15 protein-coding genes are annotated in these 14,763 nt (G+C 65.4%); 14 read left to right on the top strand and 1 reads right to left on the bottom strand.

From position 1 onward, the window contains the following. The 13 genes from N5C91_RS23545 (at position 1) to N5C91_RS23485 (ending at position 10,644) form a co-directional block, all read left to right on the top strand. Positions 1–1,674, top strand: a complete 1,674-nt coding sequence (locus tag N5C91_RS23545; RefSeq protein ID WP_347815395.1) for a hypothetical protein — start codon at positions 1–3, stop codon at positions 1,672–1,674. Continuing rightward, a complete protein-coding gene (locus N5C91_RS23540; RefSeq protein WP_279832388.1) occupies positions 1,668–3,248 on the top strand; it encodes a DUF935 domain-containing protein in 1,581 nt (526 codons plus the stop codon). Before N5C91_RS23545 ends, N5C91_RS23540 begins: the two co-directional genes overlap by 7 nt. After that, positions 3,238–4,470: a PBECR2 nuclease fold domain-containing protein gene (locus tag N5C91_RS23535; RefSeq protein ID WP_279832386.1), complete on the top strand. Its 1,233-nt coding sequence runs from the start codon at positions 3,238–3,240 to the stop codon at positions 4,468–4,470. The genes N5C91_RS23540 and N5C91_RS23535 overlap by 11 nt, the downstream gene beginning before the upstream one ends. Position 4,471: 1 nt before the next feature. After that, on the top strand, positions 4,472–5,047 hold the full coding sequence (locus tag N5C91_RS23530) for a phage virion morphogenesis protein (RefSeq protein WP_279832383.1): 576 nt from the start codon (positions 4,472–4,474) through the stop codon (positions 5,045–5,047). A 210-nt stretch (positions 5,048–5,257) separates the two neighbouring features. Continuing rightward, entirely contained in the window at positions 5,258–6,367 is a 1,110-nt protein-coding gene (locus N5C91_RS23525; RefSeq protein ID WP_279832380.1) for a phage protease, read from the top strand. A 2-nt stretch (positions 6,368–6,369) separates the two neighbouring features. Next, positions 6,370–6,774: a hypothetical protein gene (locus N5C91_RS23520; RefSeq protein ID WP_279832379.1), complete on the top strand. Its 405-nt coding sequence runs from the start codon at positions 6,370–6,372 to the stop codon at positions 6,772–6,774. A gap of 15 nt (positions 6,775–6,789) precedes the next feature. Next, positions 6,790–7,680, top strand: a complete 891-nt coding sequence (locus tag N5C91_RS23515) for a Mu-like prophage major head subunit gpT family protein (RefSeq protein ID WP_279832377.1) — start codon at positions 6,790–6,792, stop codon at positions 7,678–7,680. A 13-nt stretch (positions 7,681–7,693) separates the two neighbouring features. Then, entirely contained in the window at positions 7,694–8,248 is a 555-nt protein-coding gene (locus N5C91_RS23510; RefSeq protein WP_279832374.1) for a hypothetical protein, read from the top strand. Positions 8,249–8,250: 2 nt separating this feature from the next. Further along, on the top strand, positions 8,251–8,766 hold the full coding sequence (locus N5C91_RS23505) for a DUF1320 domain-containing protein (protein ID WP_279832371.1): 516 nt from the start codon (positions 8,251–8,253) through the stop codon (positions 8,764–8,766). Continuing rightward, complete coding sequence (locus tag N5C91_RS23500; protein WP_279832369.1) at positions 8,763–9,212, top strand: hypothetical protein; 450 nt, start codon at positions 8,763–8,765, stop codon at positions 9,210–9,212. The genes N5C91_RS23505 and N5C91_RS23500 overlap by 4 nt, the downstream gene beginning before the upstream one ends. Further along, positions 9,212–9,430, top strand: coding sequence for a hypothetical protein (locus N5C91_RS23495; RefSeq protein WP_279832367.1), 219 nt, complete (start codon positions 9,212–9,214; stop codon positions 9,428–9,430). Before N5C91_RS23500 ends, N5C91_RS23495 begins: the two co-directional genes overlap by 1 nt. Positions 9,431–9,436: 6 nt before the next feature. Next, a complete protein-coding gene (locus N5C91_RS23490; protein WP_279832364.1) occupies positions 9,437–10,177 on the top strand; it encodes a hypothetical protein in 741 nt (246 codons plus the stop codon). Positions 10,178–10,179: 2 nt separating this feature from the next. After that, positions 10,180–10,644 (top strand): DUF6631 family protein, encoded by a 465-nt coding sequence (locus N5C91_RS23485; RefSeq protein ID WP_279832361.1) that lies wholly within the window; start codon positions 10,180–10,182, stop codon positions 10,642–10,644. Between the two features lie 17 nt (positions 10,645–10,661). Here N5C91_RS23485 and N5C91_RS23480 read toward each other — a convergent pair whose 3' ends face one another. After that, positions 10,662–10,898, bottom strand: coding sequence for a hypothetical protein (locus N5C91_RS23480; RefSeq protein WP_279832359.1), 237 nt, complete (start codon positions 10,896–10,898; stop codon positions 10,662–10,664). A gap of 62 nt (positions 10,899–10,960) precedes the next feature. Between N5C91_RS23480 and N5C91_RS23475 the strand changes: the two genes are divergently transcribed. Continuing rightward, positions 10,961–14,761 (top strand): tape measure protein, encoded by a 3,801-nt coding sequence (locus N5C91_RS23475; protein WP_279832357.1) that lies wholly within the window; start codon positions 10,961–10,963, stop codon positions 14,759–14,761. Positions 14,762–14,763 lie beyond the last annotated feature (2 nt).

The following is a 14,763-nucleotide window of genomic DNA, read 5'->3' as shown; positions in this document are numbered from 1 at the left end:
ATGGCCATGCGCGCGAACACTGCCTCGCTGGGCGAAGGACTTACTGCCACCAGCGCGCCTCGGAAGATCGATCTCGCCGAGGAGATGGCGCTGCACGGCGTCGATGTACCGCAAGAGATCTCCGAGGCCCAGCCGGCCAATGAGGCCGTCTTCCTGCCGTATCAGCAGCGCTGGTTTGAGGACCAGAGCCAGATCATGATCGCGGAGAAGTCCCGACGTACTGGCCTGACCTGGGCCGAGTCCGGGCGCAACGTGATCAACGCAGCCAAGCCCCGTACCCGCGGCGGCTGCAACACCTTCTACGTGGGCAGCAAGCAGGAGATGGCGCTGGAGTACATCGCCGCCTGCGCGCTGTTCGCCAGGGCCTTCAACCAGTTGGCGGAAGCCGACGTCTACGAGCAGACCTTCTGGGATGAGGGCAAGAAGGAAGAAATCCTCGCCTACATGATCCGTTTCCCGAAGTCGGGACGGAAAATTCAGGCGCTGAGCAGCCGGCCGAGCAACCTGCGTGGCCTGCAGGGCGACGTCGTGATCGATGAGGCCGCCTTCCACGAGTCCCTGGAGGAGCTACTGAAGGCGGCCCTGGCGCTGACCATGTGGGGCAACAAGGTCCGCCTGATCAGCACCCACAACGGCGTGGACAACGCCTTCAACAGCTACATCCAGGATGCTCGCGAAGGTCGGAAGGACTACAGCATCCATCGCATCACCCTGGACGATGCGATCGCCGAGGGCCTGTACAAGCGGATCTGCTACGTCACCGGCCAGACCTGGTCGCCGGAGGCCGAGAAGAAGTGGCGCGATGGCCTGTACAAGAACGCCCCGAACATCGAGTCGGCCGAGGAAGAGTACGGCTGCGTCCCGAAGAAGTCCGGCGGCGCCTACCTGTCGCGCGTGCTGATCGAGCAGGCGATGGTCGCCGACCACTCGATCCGCATCTGCCGTTACGAGGCGCCGGCCGGCTTCGAGAGCTGGACGCCAGAGCTTCGAGAGGCTGAGGTTCGCACCTGGTGCGAAGAGAACCTGCTGCCAGAGTTGGCCCGCCTCAGCGACCAGAACCGCCACACCTTCGGCGAGGACTTCGCCCGCCGCGGCGACCTGACCGTCTTCACGCCTCTGGCGATCTCGCCGACCCTGCGCAAGCGCGTTCCCTTCCAGGTCGAACTGCGGAACCTCACCTACGAGGCCCAGCGCGACATCATGCGCTTCATCTGCGATCGCCTGCCGCGACTCAGCGGGCTGGCCTTCGACGCCACCGGCAACGGCGGCTACCTGGCCGAACAGGCCGCACTGAAGTACGGCGCCGGGATGGTCGACCAGGTGCAGCTCAACCTGGCCTGGTACGCCACCTGGATGCCGAAGCTCAAGGGCGAGTTCGAGGCATTCAATCTGGAGATCCCGCGGCACCAGACCGAGCTGGACGACCTGCTCTCGATCAAGGTCGAGAAAGGCATCCCGGTCATCGACAAGGGCCGCACCAAGGACCTGGAGTCCGCCAGCGGCAAGGGTAAGCGCCACGGCGATGCCGCCATTTCCCTGGTCATGGCCGTCCGGGCCAGCTTCATGGAGGGCGGCGAGATCGACTTCCGGAGCCTGCCGCGCCACAGCCGCGGCTTCGACAACGTCCAGAACCAGGACGACGACATTGAACTACCGGAGCCCTCCGCATGGTGAACACCTCTCGCATCCTCGGCCCTGATGGCCAGCCGCTGCGTCTCGATGAGATCCGCGAGCCCCAAACCGCCCATCTGACCAGCCTGCACCACGAAGTCGCAGGCCATCCCTCTCGCGGCCTGACGCCTTCGAAGCTGGCCCAGATCCTCGATGCCGCCGAGCAAGGTGACATCGTCGCCCAGTACGAGCTGTTCGAGGACATGGAAGAGAAGGACGGCCATATCCACGCTGACATGTCCAAGCGCCGCCGCGCGGTCGCCCAGCTGGACTGGAACATCGTCCCGCCGGACAACGCCACGGCGAAGGAGAAGGAAGCAGCGGCCACGTTGTCCAGCCTGATGCAGGGCCTGGATGACTTCGAAGAGGTGCTCTTCGACACCACCGACGCTTTCGGCAAGGCCTTTGTCTGCCAGGAGTTCGACGGCTGGGAGCGGGTCGACGGCAACTGGCTGCCCAAGGCGATCATTCACCGGCCTCAGTCCTGGTTCCAGCTGCCTCGGGGCAACCGCCAGGAGATCCGCCTGCGGGGGCCGCTGGAAGGCACGCCGCTGCAGCCCTTCGGCTGGATCACCCACATCCACAAGGCCAAGAGCGGCTATCTGGAGCGCGCTGCGCTGTTCCGCGTCCTGGTCTGGCCCTATCTGTTCAAGAACTACAGCGTCGGCGACCTGGCCGAGTTCCTTGAGATCTACGGCATCCCCATGCGGGTGGGCAAATACCCAACCGGCGCCACCGAGAAGGAGAAGCTCACGCTGCTGCGTGCCCTGGCTGCGCTCGGCCACAACGCTGCCGGGATCATCCCGATCGGCATGGAGCTGGACTTCCTCAACGCCGCCCAGGGCGATCCGGCCGCCTTCCAACTGATGATCGACTGGTGCGAGCGCACCCAATCCAAGGCCATCCTCGGCGGCACCCTGACCAGCCAGGCCGACGGCAAGACCAGTACCAACGCGCTGGGCAACGTCCACAACGAGGTCCGCAAGGACCTGCGGGATGCGGACGCCAAGTTGGTGGCCAAGTCCATCTCGCGCGACCTGGTCTACCCGATCGCAGTCCTGAATGGCCTGACGGACAACTGGGGGCGCTGCCCGCGGCTGGTCTTCGACGTCCAAGAGGCCGAGGATCTGGGCGCCTATGCCACTGCGCTGCCGCCGCTGGTGGATCTCGGCTTCAGGATTCCGCGTAGCTGGGCCCAGCAGCGCCTGGCGATCCCGGAGCCTGCCGAGGGCGAGGAAGTACTGGTTGCGGCTGCCAAGCCTGTGGCGCAGCTGGAGCCTGCAGGTGCTCCTGCAGCAGCTCCTGGAAAGGCGGTGGCCACCGCCCAGGTCGCGCCGCCGAAGACCGCTACGGAGCAGCTGGACGACACGATGCGTCCGAGCACTGACCAATGGATCGACAAGATCCGCGCCCTGGTGCAGAACGCCACCAGCCTGGACGAGATCCGCGACGGCCTGGAGCAGTTGCTGCCGGACATGAGCCTGGATCAGTACGCAGACGCCATGGCGCAGGCCCTGGCCGCCGCCGCCTTGCAGGGCCGCGTCGACATCCTGCAGGAGGTGGCCGGTGGCGCTTAAGGCGACTTCGCTGCAGTTCGCCGAGCAGAACCAGTTCTTCCGGCGCAAGCTCAACCTGCCGACCAACGCCTGGACGGACATCTACACCCGCGACCATGACTATGCCTTTGTCGTCGCCGGCGCCAACCGTGATGACCTAGTGCAGGACTTCCGCCAGGCCGTCGAGAAGGCGATCGCCGACGGCACCACCCTGGAGGAGTTCCGCAAGGACTTCGACCGCATCGTCGCCAAGTACGGCTGGAGCTACCGCGGCGGCCGCAACTGGCGCAGCCGGGTGATCTACGAGACCAACATGCGCAGCAGCTACATGGCCGGTCGCCTGGAGCAACTGATGGCCGTGCGTGAGGAGCGCCCGTACTGGCAGTACCTGCATAGCGATGCGGTCGAACACCCGCGGCCGGAGCATGAGTCCTGGAATGGGCTGATCCTGCGCTTGGACGATCCCTGGTGGCAGTACCACTTCCCGATCAACGCCTGGGGCTGCCAGTGCAGCGTCCGCGCGCTGAGCGAGGACGATCTGCGGCGCATGGGGAAGACCGGGCCGGACGAGGCGCCGCCGATCGTCTGGCAGACCCGCACGATCGGCCAGAACAGCCCGGACGGCCCGCGAGTGGTCGAAGTGCCCCAGGGCATCGACCCCGGCTTCGAGTACATGCCGGGTCAGGCCAGGCTGGAGAGCGAAGTCCCCTTTCCTCGTGGCGGCGGGCCGGAGCCGGGTCTGCCGAATCACCTTCCGCCAGATTCGCTGCCGCCCGCTCGGCCGGTACCGGCCAGCCAGGTCCTGGGCGAAGAGATCCTCGATACCGACGCGATCAAACGCTTCCTGCAGCCGCTGGGCGCCTCCCTGGACAAGCCGGCGATCTTCCAGGACGTCGTGGGTCAGCGCCTGGTCGTCGGCAAGGAGATGTTCATCAGCCCGGCCAGCGGTGAGCTGGTGATCCAGCAGCCCGGGCTGGCGAAGAAGTGGCTGCTGCTGGCGGCTGAAACGCTGCGGCGACCGGCCGAAGTGTGGGTGCGGCTGGACTGGGTGGAGTCGCTGAAGAAGGCTGTGGTCCGTCGCCGCTACCTGGCCAGCCTGCAGGTGAAAGGCGAGCCTGCGCCCGTCCAGGTCGTCGTCGAGATCGATGCCAATGGCTGGGCCGCCAGCGCGACTACGGTCCAGGCAGGCCAGCAGCCGCTCACCCCATATCGCCAGGGCGTGCGCCTCTACCAGGAGAAGTGAGATGGCCGGCGTAACGCTCGAATACGACGTCTCGCGCGTCATGGAGGCCTTGCAGTCAGCTGCCGACCTGCTGCGGAACCCAGTCCCCATGTTCCGCGACATGGGCGAGTACATGCTGCTGGCCCTGGACGCACGTTTCGAGAGTCAGACTGCACCGGATGGCACGCCCTGGCAGGCGCTGTCGCCGTCCTACCAGAAGCGCAAGCGGAAGAACCAGGACAAGATCCTGGTGCTCGATGGCTACCTGAAGAACACCATCCGCTACCAGGTCAGCGAGGACGAGCTGGCGGTCGGTACGAATCGTCTTTATGCAGCCATCCACCAGTTCGGCGGCGAGATCCAGATCGCTGCGCGCAGCCAGCAGGCCTACTTCCACCACGACACCAAGTCCAACGAAGTCGCCCCGCGCTTCGTGAACAAGCGCAAGGCCAACTTCTCGCAGTGGGTCACGCTTGGTCCGTACACCATCAAGATCCCGGCACGCCCCTGGCTGGGGACCAGCACCGAGAACGATGACGAGCTGCTCGCCATCGCTCACAAGCACCTCGACAAGGCATTTTCCGGAACAGGCTCCTGAAGGCCCCAGAAAGGCCCGTAGGGGCCTTTCTGGCTGCCGTGGTTCACGTCAGGAGCCAATCGGCGCAGCTACAGCGTTTATAAATCCATCCTGACGCTTTTCCGCTTCGAGTCGCAGGCGAGATTCCTCATCCTCGTTCGCTTCACCCATCCCGCGCGATTTTCGCCCCTTCCAAAATACAGCCGACCTACCAGGCGCCAGAGTGGCGCCATGAAGAAGACACCGCTCCTCGCCGCCATCGCTCTCGCCGCCTGCAGCTTCGATCTGCAGGCGCCCGCTGAGGGCAACATCATCACCCTGCAGGTGACTCCTGCAGGGCAGTTCAAGCCGCGTGATGGTCGGGAGATGAAGGTCCCGTCCTGGAACATCAACACGGCACTCGCCACCGCAGTGGTCCAGCGCTTTGCCGCGAAGAAGACGCCGCCGGTGGTTGACTACGAGCACCAGACCTTGTGGAAGGAAGAGAACGGCCAGCCGGCTCCCGCCGCAGGCTTCTTCCGCTCCCTGGAATGGCGTGAAGGTGAAGGCCTGTTCGCCCAGGTCGAGCTGACCGCCCGTGCCAAGCAGTACATCGCCGATGGCGAGTACCGCTACTTCAGCCCTGTCTTCATGTTCGACCCGGTCACGGGTGACGTCCTGGACGTCCAGATGGGGGCGCTCACCAACAACCCGGCGATCGACGGCATGCAAGCCCTCAGCGAGCGCGCCGCCGCCACCTTCCAACTGTCCATCGATCACCCCAACGAGGAACTGCTCGTGAACCCACTGCTGAAAGCGGTGCTTGCCGCCCTCGGCCTCGCCGAGACCACTACCGAAGAGCAGGCCGTTGCCGCGCTCACTGCTCACACCACTGACCTGGGCTCGCTGCGCAAGCAGCTGGGCCTCGATGACACCGCCGCCTGCAGCGCGATGGTTGCCGCCTGCACCGGCCTGAAGGCCAAAGCTGCGACCGCCGTCGATCCCGCCAAGCATGTCCCCGTCACCGTCGTCGACGAGCTGAAAGGTGAAATCGCAGCCCTGACCGCCCGCCTCGGTGAGCGCGACGACAAGGACCTGGAGAGCGAGATCAAGGCCGCTCTGGACGATGGTCGTCTGCACAAGAGCATGGAGCCGTGGGCGCGCGAACTGGGCAAATCCAATCGCGCCTCGCTGACTGCGTACCTGGGCGCGGCCAAGCCGATTCCCGCACTACGTGGGTCGCAGACCAACGGCGAACCGCCGGTTCCGGATGAGAAGACCGGCCTGACCCCCGACGAACTGGCCGTCTGCTCGGCCATGAACATTACCGCTGAGGCCTTCAAGGCCGCGAAGGAGGCCTGATCATGGCCCTGACCAAGGATCGCAACACTCCGCGCCGCGACGGCAAGCAGTTCAACGACCCGGTGGCGGCGAACGCGAAGATCTTCGCAGGCAGCCTGGTCTGCCTGGACGCCTCGGGCAACGCCGTGCCTGGCGCCACTTCGACCACCCTGAAAGCTCGTGGTGTTGCCCAGGAACAGGTCGACAACACCGGTGGCGCTGCCGGCGATCAGCGTATCGAGACCCGCCGCGGCACCTTCCAGTTCGCCAACAGTGCCGCGGCGGACCAGATCGCTCGGGCCGATATCGGCGCCCAGTGCTACATCGTCGACGACCAGACGGTCGCCAAGACCTCCGCCACCAACACCCGCTCGGTTGCCGGCGTTATCCGCGACGTGGATAGCGCGGGCGTCTGGGTCGAGATCTAAGGGAGCAAGACTCAGATGATCATCAACCAAGCGAACCTGCGTAACCTCTTCATCGGTTATCGCGCCGCCTTCCAGAACGCCTTCGACGGCGTGCAGCCCGACTTCGATCAGTTCGTGCTGACGGTGACCTCGCAGAACTCCGTCGAGCAGTACGGCTGGCTCGGCAACTCCACCGCCTTCCGCGAGTGGCTGGGCGATCGCGTGATCCAGAACCTGGCGCTGCACGACTACAGCATCAAGAACAAGTCCTTCGAGAACACCGTCGGCGTGCCGCGCGAGACCATCGAGGACGACAGCTATGGCCTGTTCACACCGCTGATGGCTCAGCTGGGTCAGGACGCGGCCATGCACCCGGCCATGCTGGTGTACGCGCTGCTCGCTTCCGGCTTCAGCCAGAAGTGTTACGACGGCCAGTACTTCTTCGATACCGATCACCCGGTGACCTCCGGTGGCGGCGAAGTGTCGGCCAGCAACTTCCAGGGCGGCACCGGCACCTCGTGGTTCCTGCTCGACACCACCAGGGTCATGAAGCCGGTGATTCTGCAGAAGCGTAAGAACTACAACTTCGTCTCGATGGATGCTGAGAAGGACGAGAACGTGTTCATGCGCAAGGAGTACGTCTATGGCGTAGATGCGCGCCTGAACGCTGGCTATGGCCTGTGGCAGCTCGCATACGCCTCCAAGGAGACCCTCGACGCCGCCGCCTTCAACGATGCCTATGCGGACATGCAGAGCATGAAGGGCGACCAGGGCAAGATCCTCGGTATCCGACCGAAGCTCCTGGTCGTACCGCCGTCCCTGCGCAGCCAGGCCCTCGAAGTGGTCAAGGCCGAGCGCAACGCGGCCGGCGCCACCAACATCAACCGCGACGTGGTGGACGTGCTCGTCACCCCGTGGCTGGCGTGACGAGGTAGCGACGATGGCGAAACGTCAAACTGCAGCTAAGGCCGCTCCCGCGGCCGCTGCGACCGCCGAAAAGCAGGGAAGCCTGCCGGCGGGTGCATCCGATGCCGCAGCAACTGCTGCGGCCCTGGAAGGTGGCGAACTGGCTGTCCAGCCGATTGCCTCGGCCGGCACGCCCGGCCTGGCGGCGGTCGACCCGGCCGCCGGTACCACTCTCGTACAACCCACCGCGAGCGAGGCGCCTGTCGCGGGCGCCGCCCCGGAGCCGGATACCACCGGGGGCACAACCGGGCAGGATGCCCACCTCATTCTCTCGACTGAGGGCGAACGCCCGGTGCCTGGCGCTGCCCAGCAGCCTGTGGCCGGTACCGGCGCATCTGAAGACGAGGAAGTCGAGGCGTTGTTCATCCGTTCGGTGCCGGAGAGTTTCCGCCGCTGTGGCCACCGTTTCACCCGTGAAGGTCATGGCATTGCGGTCTCCCTGCTGAGCGATGAGCAGATCGATGCGCTCTACGCCGACCCGAACCTGGTCGTCGAGCATTGCTCGTTCCCGCTGAAGGACGTGAGCTGACCATGGACTACATCACCCTCGACCACCTCGCCGAACGTCCTGGTGCGAAGGAGCTGGCCCAGGTGGCCAGCGCCCAGCACCTGCAGATCGTCGACTTCGCGCTGATGGATGCCTCGCTGCGCGGTGGCGATCGCAGTGCCTGGACGCCCGAACAGGTGGCGGGGGCTGATCTCGTCCTGGAACGAATCACCGAAGCCATGACCGAGGCCGAGAGCATCGTGAATGGCTACCTGACCAGGCGGGGCTACAGCCTGCCGCTGAGCCCAGTACCTGGCCTAGTCACCGGCTGGGTGCGCGATATCGGTCGCTACCTGCTGCACAAGGACCGGATCTCCGACGACAAGGACGCCATCCTGCGCAACTACAAGGACGCGCTGAAGTTCCTGCAGATGGTCGTCGACGGCAGCTTCAGTCTCGGCGCCGAGGACCCGATCGCCACCGATCCCATGCTGGCTGACGTTCGCTTCGATGCGGACGAGAACGTCTTCAACCGCCAGCAGCTGAGGAGCTTCCGGTGAGCAACGCACCTTTCGACCATCGCTTGGTCATCGAGCGCCTGCGAGCCGCTCTGCCTGCGCTACGCGAGGTGGGTACTGCGGCCGACTTCAAGGCCGTCCAGCGCTTGCAGGACTTCCCGACCCCGGCCGCCTATGTGCTTCTGGCTGAAGAGACTGGTGAACCAAAAGCAGCCGGCAACAGCACTGGACCAGCACGTCAGCGGGTCGGCGCCATGTTCGGCGTTGTGCTGGCCGTCCGCAGCTATCGATACGACCAGTTGGCCGATGCGGCTGATGACCTGCGATCGATCCTCGACCAGGTGCGCGGCGCATTGGTGGGCTGGGTGCCCGACTTGCCCCTGGGCAGGGGCGTCCAGTTCGTCACCGGCAAGGTGCTGGATTCCGACGACACCACGCTCCTCTGGGGCGAGATCTACTCCACCCAACACTCCATCGGGAGATCGTAATGAGTACCAAACAAGCCGCCGCGGCCAAACAGGACGCCCCAGCTGCTCCGCAGTTGGAAAAGGTCACTCTGATCGCGCCCCACACGCACGCCGACAAGGCGTGCAAGGTGGGTGATCAGATCGAAGTCACCGCCACCGAGAAAGACTGGCTGGTCCGCCATGAGCGCATTGCGGCACCGGCCGGCCAGGCCACTGCCGCCGAACCGGCAAAGGAGTAACCCGACATGTCCCTGATTTCCCTTCAAGGCAAGGTTCTGCTGGCCGAGCGCACTGCACTCGGCAAAGCGATCAAGCACACCTGGGTGGGTAACGCCCCGACCTGCGAGCTGCAGCTCAGCACCGAAACCACCAACAAGACCGAGTCGTTCAGCGGCAACCGCCTGCAGTACGGCCTGCTGCAACGTGGCAAGACGGCCACGCTGAACCTGACCCTGGACGAGTGGCTGCTGCCTAACCTGATCCTGGGGCTGTATGCGCAGCAGCAGTCCATCGCCGCGGCCACCGTAACCGGCGAAGCGCTGCCGACTCCGCTTGCTGCTGGCGACATGATCCGCCTCGCCAAGCCCTACATCAGCGATCTGGAGCTGACCAAGTCGGCGGTTCCGCTGGTGGCGGGTACCGACTACCGCATCGAGTCGGCCAATGCCGGTCTGATCGAGTTCCTCACTGCGCAGGCTACCGCAGTCACGGCGGCCTACGAGACTGAGGCGGCTGTGGCGCTGACCATGTTCACTCAGCAGCCGCCGGAGCGTTGGTTCGTCCTGGACGGCATCGACACCGAGACCGGCAAGTCGGTGATCGTTGACCTGTTCCGCACCAAGTTCAACCCGGTGGGCACCCTCGGCCTGATCCACGACGAGTACGGCAACCTGCCTCTGACCGGATCGGTACTCTACGATCCGCTCAACGCCGGCGACCCGCTGCTCGGCGGTTACGGCCGTTACATCGAGAAGCAGGCGGCCTGACGATGGCCACAAAAGTAACGAAGAGAAAGCCCGCCGCTGACAAGGCGGTGGGTGACCTGTCGGTGCTTCAGCCCAATCGTCACCCCACCATTGCAGGCCGTGTCGTGGAAATGCGCGAGTACGGCTTTTTCGACTCGCTGCCGCTGCTGCCTCTGCTGGAGCCGATCCTGGTCGACCTGGAGGAGCAGGCAAAAGCCGGGGCGCCATGGCCTGATTTCAACTCGGTCCCGAGCTTCCTCGGCAACCATGCGGACGTCCTGGTGCACCTGATCGCCAAGGCTGCATCGGTCGAGATGGAATGGATGCGTGGCCTGAATGCCGAGCAGGGCTATGAGCTGATCTGGTGGTGGTGGATCGTCAACGGCCCTTTCTGCAAGCGCTGCGCCGAGAAGCGTCTGGTGACAGCGCAGGTCATGGAAAGGCAGGCAAGGCAGCTGGTAGCTGGGCAGACGCAATCGACTACCTAGTTGCTGCCGGCTACGGCTCAGTAGCCGAGATCGGCAAGATGACGCGGCGCCAGATCCTGCTCTATTGCGAAGCAGTCGAGCGCCGCCGGCGGCGAGAGCGAGCTGAGCGAGTGATCGACCTCAACCTCGCCTTCGCCGGTGGCAAGGACGCTACTGCCCACATCAAGAAGTTGCTCAAGTAGCGTCAGCGGCCTCCGGGCCGCTTTCTTTTTTCGCGCCTTCCAAAAGACCCAGCCACGCGCGCGCGCGACCATCCGGGGCATCCCTCCGAATGTGATTCCTCATGGCTGGCAAAGACCTAGAACTCGCGCTTCGAATGCGTGCCGACCTGAAAGATGGCGAAGGCGCCGTCGATGCACTCGCAGCCGCTATCGGTAATGTGGGTGACAAGGCCGAGGTGGCCAACACCAACCTGCAGAAGGTTGGCACCACCGGCGCAGTCGACCAGGCGCAAGTCGCCATCGACAAGCTCGGCCAGTCCCTGGACGGCGTGAGTGAAAAGGCCGTCGAAGTCGGCAAGGAACTCCAGAAAGTCGGGACCACCGGCGCCGTTGAACAGGCGCCGGCCGTCGTCGACAAGCTGGGGCAGTCCCTCGACAACGTCGGCACCCATGCCACCGAAGCGGCTCGCGAGATCACCCTGGTGGGCGAGTCGGCCGACCAGCAGGCGGCACGCATCAAGGCCATGGTGGCCGCCAGCCTGGAGCAGAAGTCGTCGCAGGATGCAGCTGCCGTCAGCGCCCGGCGCCTGGGTGACGCTGTAGCGGCTACCAACTCCAACTGGCAGGCCAACGCCCGCGCGCAAACTGAGGCGATGAATGCCTACAGCAATGCGGAGCGCAAACGCATCCAGCAGGCGGAGGCCGAACAGAAGGCCGCAGAGGCGGCTGCAAAGGCCGCCGTCGAGCAAGAGCAACAGGCCCGTGCTCTGCAGAAGCTCCTGGGGCAGATCGACAGCACCCAGCGTGGCCTCGCCCAGCTCGACCAGCAGGAGCGTCAGCTCACCGAGCATCTGCGCGCTGGCCGCCTGGAGGCCGACCAGTACGCCGACTCCATGGCGAAGATCAAGGCCCGCCGTGACGCACTGACCGGCATCGAGACCCAGGCCAAGAGCACGAACGCGGCGATGACCAGCCTGGCGGCGACCGCGCGCCGCCTGCAGAGCCTCCTGGTCGTGGGCGTCGGCGGCTACGGCATCACCTCGGCAGCGCGTTCGGTGGTGAACACCAACCTGCAGTGGCAGCAGGCGCTGTACACCATGGAAGCGGCCACCGGTTCCTCGGCCAAGGCCCGCCAGGAACTGGAGTACGTCCGCGAGATCTCCGAGCGCCTCGGCCTGGAGCTGCTGAGCACCAGCCAGGCCTACGCCAAGCTGGTGGCCGCCGCCAAGGAGTCGCCGGAGCTGGGCAAATCGATCCAGTCGGTATTCGACGGTGTAGCTTCGGCGACCACCGCCCTGCACCTGACCCGCGAGCAGACCAACGGCATCCTGCTCGCCCTGGAGCAGATGGTCAGCAAGGGCAAGGTGCAGACCCAAGAATTGGTCCTGCAGCTCGGCCAGCGTGTACCTGGTGCGTTCGGCCTGGCCGCCAAGGCCCTGGGGACCAATACCGAGCAGCTCAGCCAGTGGCTGGAGAAGGGCATGATCCCGGCCACCGAGTTCCTGCCGCGCTTCGGCGCCGCCCTGCAGGAAGCCTACGGGCCGGCAGCACAGCAGGCCGCGACCGGCCTGAACGCCGAGCTGAACCGCCTGCAGAACGCCTTTACCGAGCTGAAGGTCCAGGCGGGCGAGTCGGGCTTCATCGACTCCTACACCAATGCAGTGCGCCAATTGCGCGACGTGCTGAAGGACCCCAACGTCGTCCAGGGGCTCAACCTGCTGATCCAGGGCATGGGCAAGAGCGCCGAATGGGCTGCCAAAGGGGCCAGTGGCGTTGCTGGCTTCAGCGCCTGGATCGGCGAGGAGTTCGCTGCCCGGATGAATGGCCCTGCAGGTGACGACCCTGTCCGCCTGCAGGATGCGATCGACTCGGAGTCCGAGTACTACCAGGAGCGCCTGAAACGTTTCGAGCGGGCCAGCGAGGCACTCAACACAGCGGCCGCTAAAAACGATGATGCAGCTGTGGCGCGTAACGAGAAGATCCTCGATCGCCTGCAGGCGCAGCTCGACGAGTCTCGCGGCAAGATCCAGCAGTGGCAGACCCAGCTCGATGCCTTCTACCAGAACGGCAAGCCCGCTGAGCTTCCGCCGACCACGGTCACTGCGCCGGCCCCTGCAGGCAACAAACCCTTCACGCCGACCGGCGACGACAAGGGCGCCAAGAAGCTGGCCAAGCAGAACGAAGACTGGGTCAAGGCCCTGGAGAAGGAGGCCGCCACGTACGGCGCCACCAAGGCTGCACGCCGCGAGTACGAGCTGGAGGAGCGCAACCTCACCGGCTCGCTCAAGGAGCGCGCCGAGGCGGCCTGGGCGATGCTCGATGCCGCGGAGAAGCAGAAAAAGGCCGACGAGCAGGCCAAGAAAGACGCCAAGACCCTCACCCAGCTGAACCTTGACTACCTCAAGGCCAGCGGGCAGACCGTCGAGGCGGCTGGCGCGGAGATCGAGAAGAAGTACGGCGCGCTGCGCAAGCGCCTGGAGGCCGCAGGCAATGCCGAGGGCACCAGCCTGGTCAGCAAGCTGATGGGCATCGAGAAGGCCAAGGCCGAGCTGGACCAGCTGCAGCAGCAGGTCGATCGGATCTTCGGCGAGCAGTCGCGCCAGGAGCAGTCGATCCAGACCCAGGAGCAAACCGGGCTGATGAGTGAGCTGGGCGCTCGCCAAAAGCTGGTCGACCTGCACAAGGCCACCGCCGACCAGGTCGAAGCCTTGCTGCCGAAAATGAAGGAGCTGGCCGAGCGCACGGGCGACCCGCAAGCCCTGGAACGCGTGAAGGACCTGGAGGCCCAGCTCGGAACCCTGCGTAGCGCCGCGGACCAGGTCACCCAGGCGCTGAAGACTGGCCTGGAAAACGGCCTGCAGAATGCCCTGCAGGGGCTGGCCACCGGCACCATGAACCTGAAGGAAGCGGCGATCGCCTTCCTCCAGGACGTGGCCAAGGCCATGGCCGACGTTGCCTCGCAGACTCTGGCACAGATGGCCACCGACAAGCTGGGCAAGCTGTTCCAGGACACCTCCGCCAGCGCCTCGATGACCACCGGCGCCGCCGCGGTATCGACCTCCGCCACCGAGCTGTCCGCCGCTGGCGCAACGCTCATCACTGGCGCGGCTGCAATTTCTACCTCGGCTGCCTCTCTTGCCAGTGCAGCAGCGGCTGCTGGCCTGGCAGGGGGCTCGAAGCCGTCAGTCCCTGGCGCCGATTGGGTAAAGGGCACGGTCGATAACTTCATGTCCCCCGTGCCAACTGTGAGCTGGCCTGGCGCTGAGGCTGCTGCCTCGGCCTCCGCCGATGCCATCGGTTCGGCCTCGACCGAGGGCGCCGCAGCCATGGGCGATGCGATCACCTCGGCCTCCAGCCAGGGTAGCGGCATCTTCGGCGATGCCTTGTCCTCGATCTTCAGCGGTGGTGCGGATCTGTTCAGCAGCCTCTTCAGCAGCCTGGGCGGCCTTTTCAGTGGTGGTGGCGCCGCCGGTGGTGGTTCGCTGTTCGGCTCGATCCTTGGCGGTGCCGGCGCTGCAGCAGTGGCTGCGGCTGGTGGTGGCCACGTCCGCGGCCCTGGTACCGAGACCAGCGACTCGATCGCCACCTGGCTCTCCGACAACGAGTTCGTCACCCGCGCGGCGGTGGTTCGTCAACCAGGGATGCTGCCGCTGCTGCACGACATCAACGCCCGTGGCATGTCCGCCCTCTACGACTGGGCCAACCGTGTTCGCCACGCCACCGGCGGCCTGGCCGGCATTCCGGCGCCGGCAATGCCGGTGCCGAGCCTGCCCGGTGGCCGCGCCGCCGAGCCTGCCTCCTCGCTGAGCGCCACCCTCAAGAACAACCAGAACTTCTACCTGGTCGACGATCCCAGCCGCATCCAGGACGTCGCCTTTGGCGAGGCCGGCATGGAGAGGATGTATGTCGCCATCTCCCGCGACCCGGCTCGCTTCCGTTCCATCCTCAAGGTGTGAGA

The organism is Pseudomonas sp. GD03903, from assembly GCF_029840045.1.
Taxonomy (GTDB): domain Bacteria; phylum Pseudomonadota; class Gammaproteobacteria; order Pseudomonadales; family Pseudomonadaceae; genus Pseudomonas; species Pseudomonas pseudonitroreducens.
The sequence above is the reverse complement of the archived record's forward strand: the minus strand, read 5'-3'. Positions and strand labels throughout refer to the sequence as shown.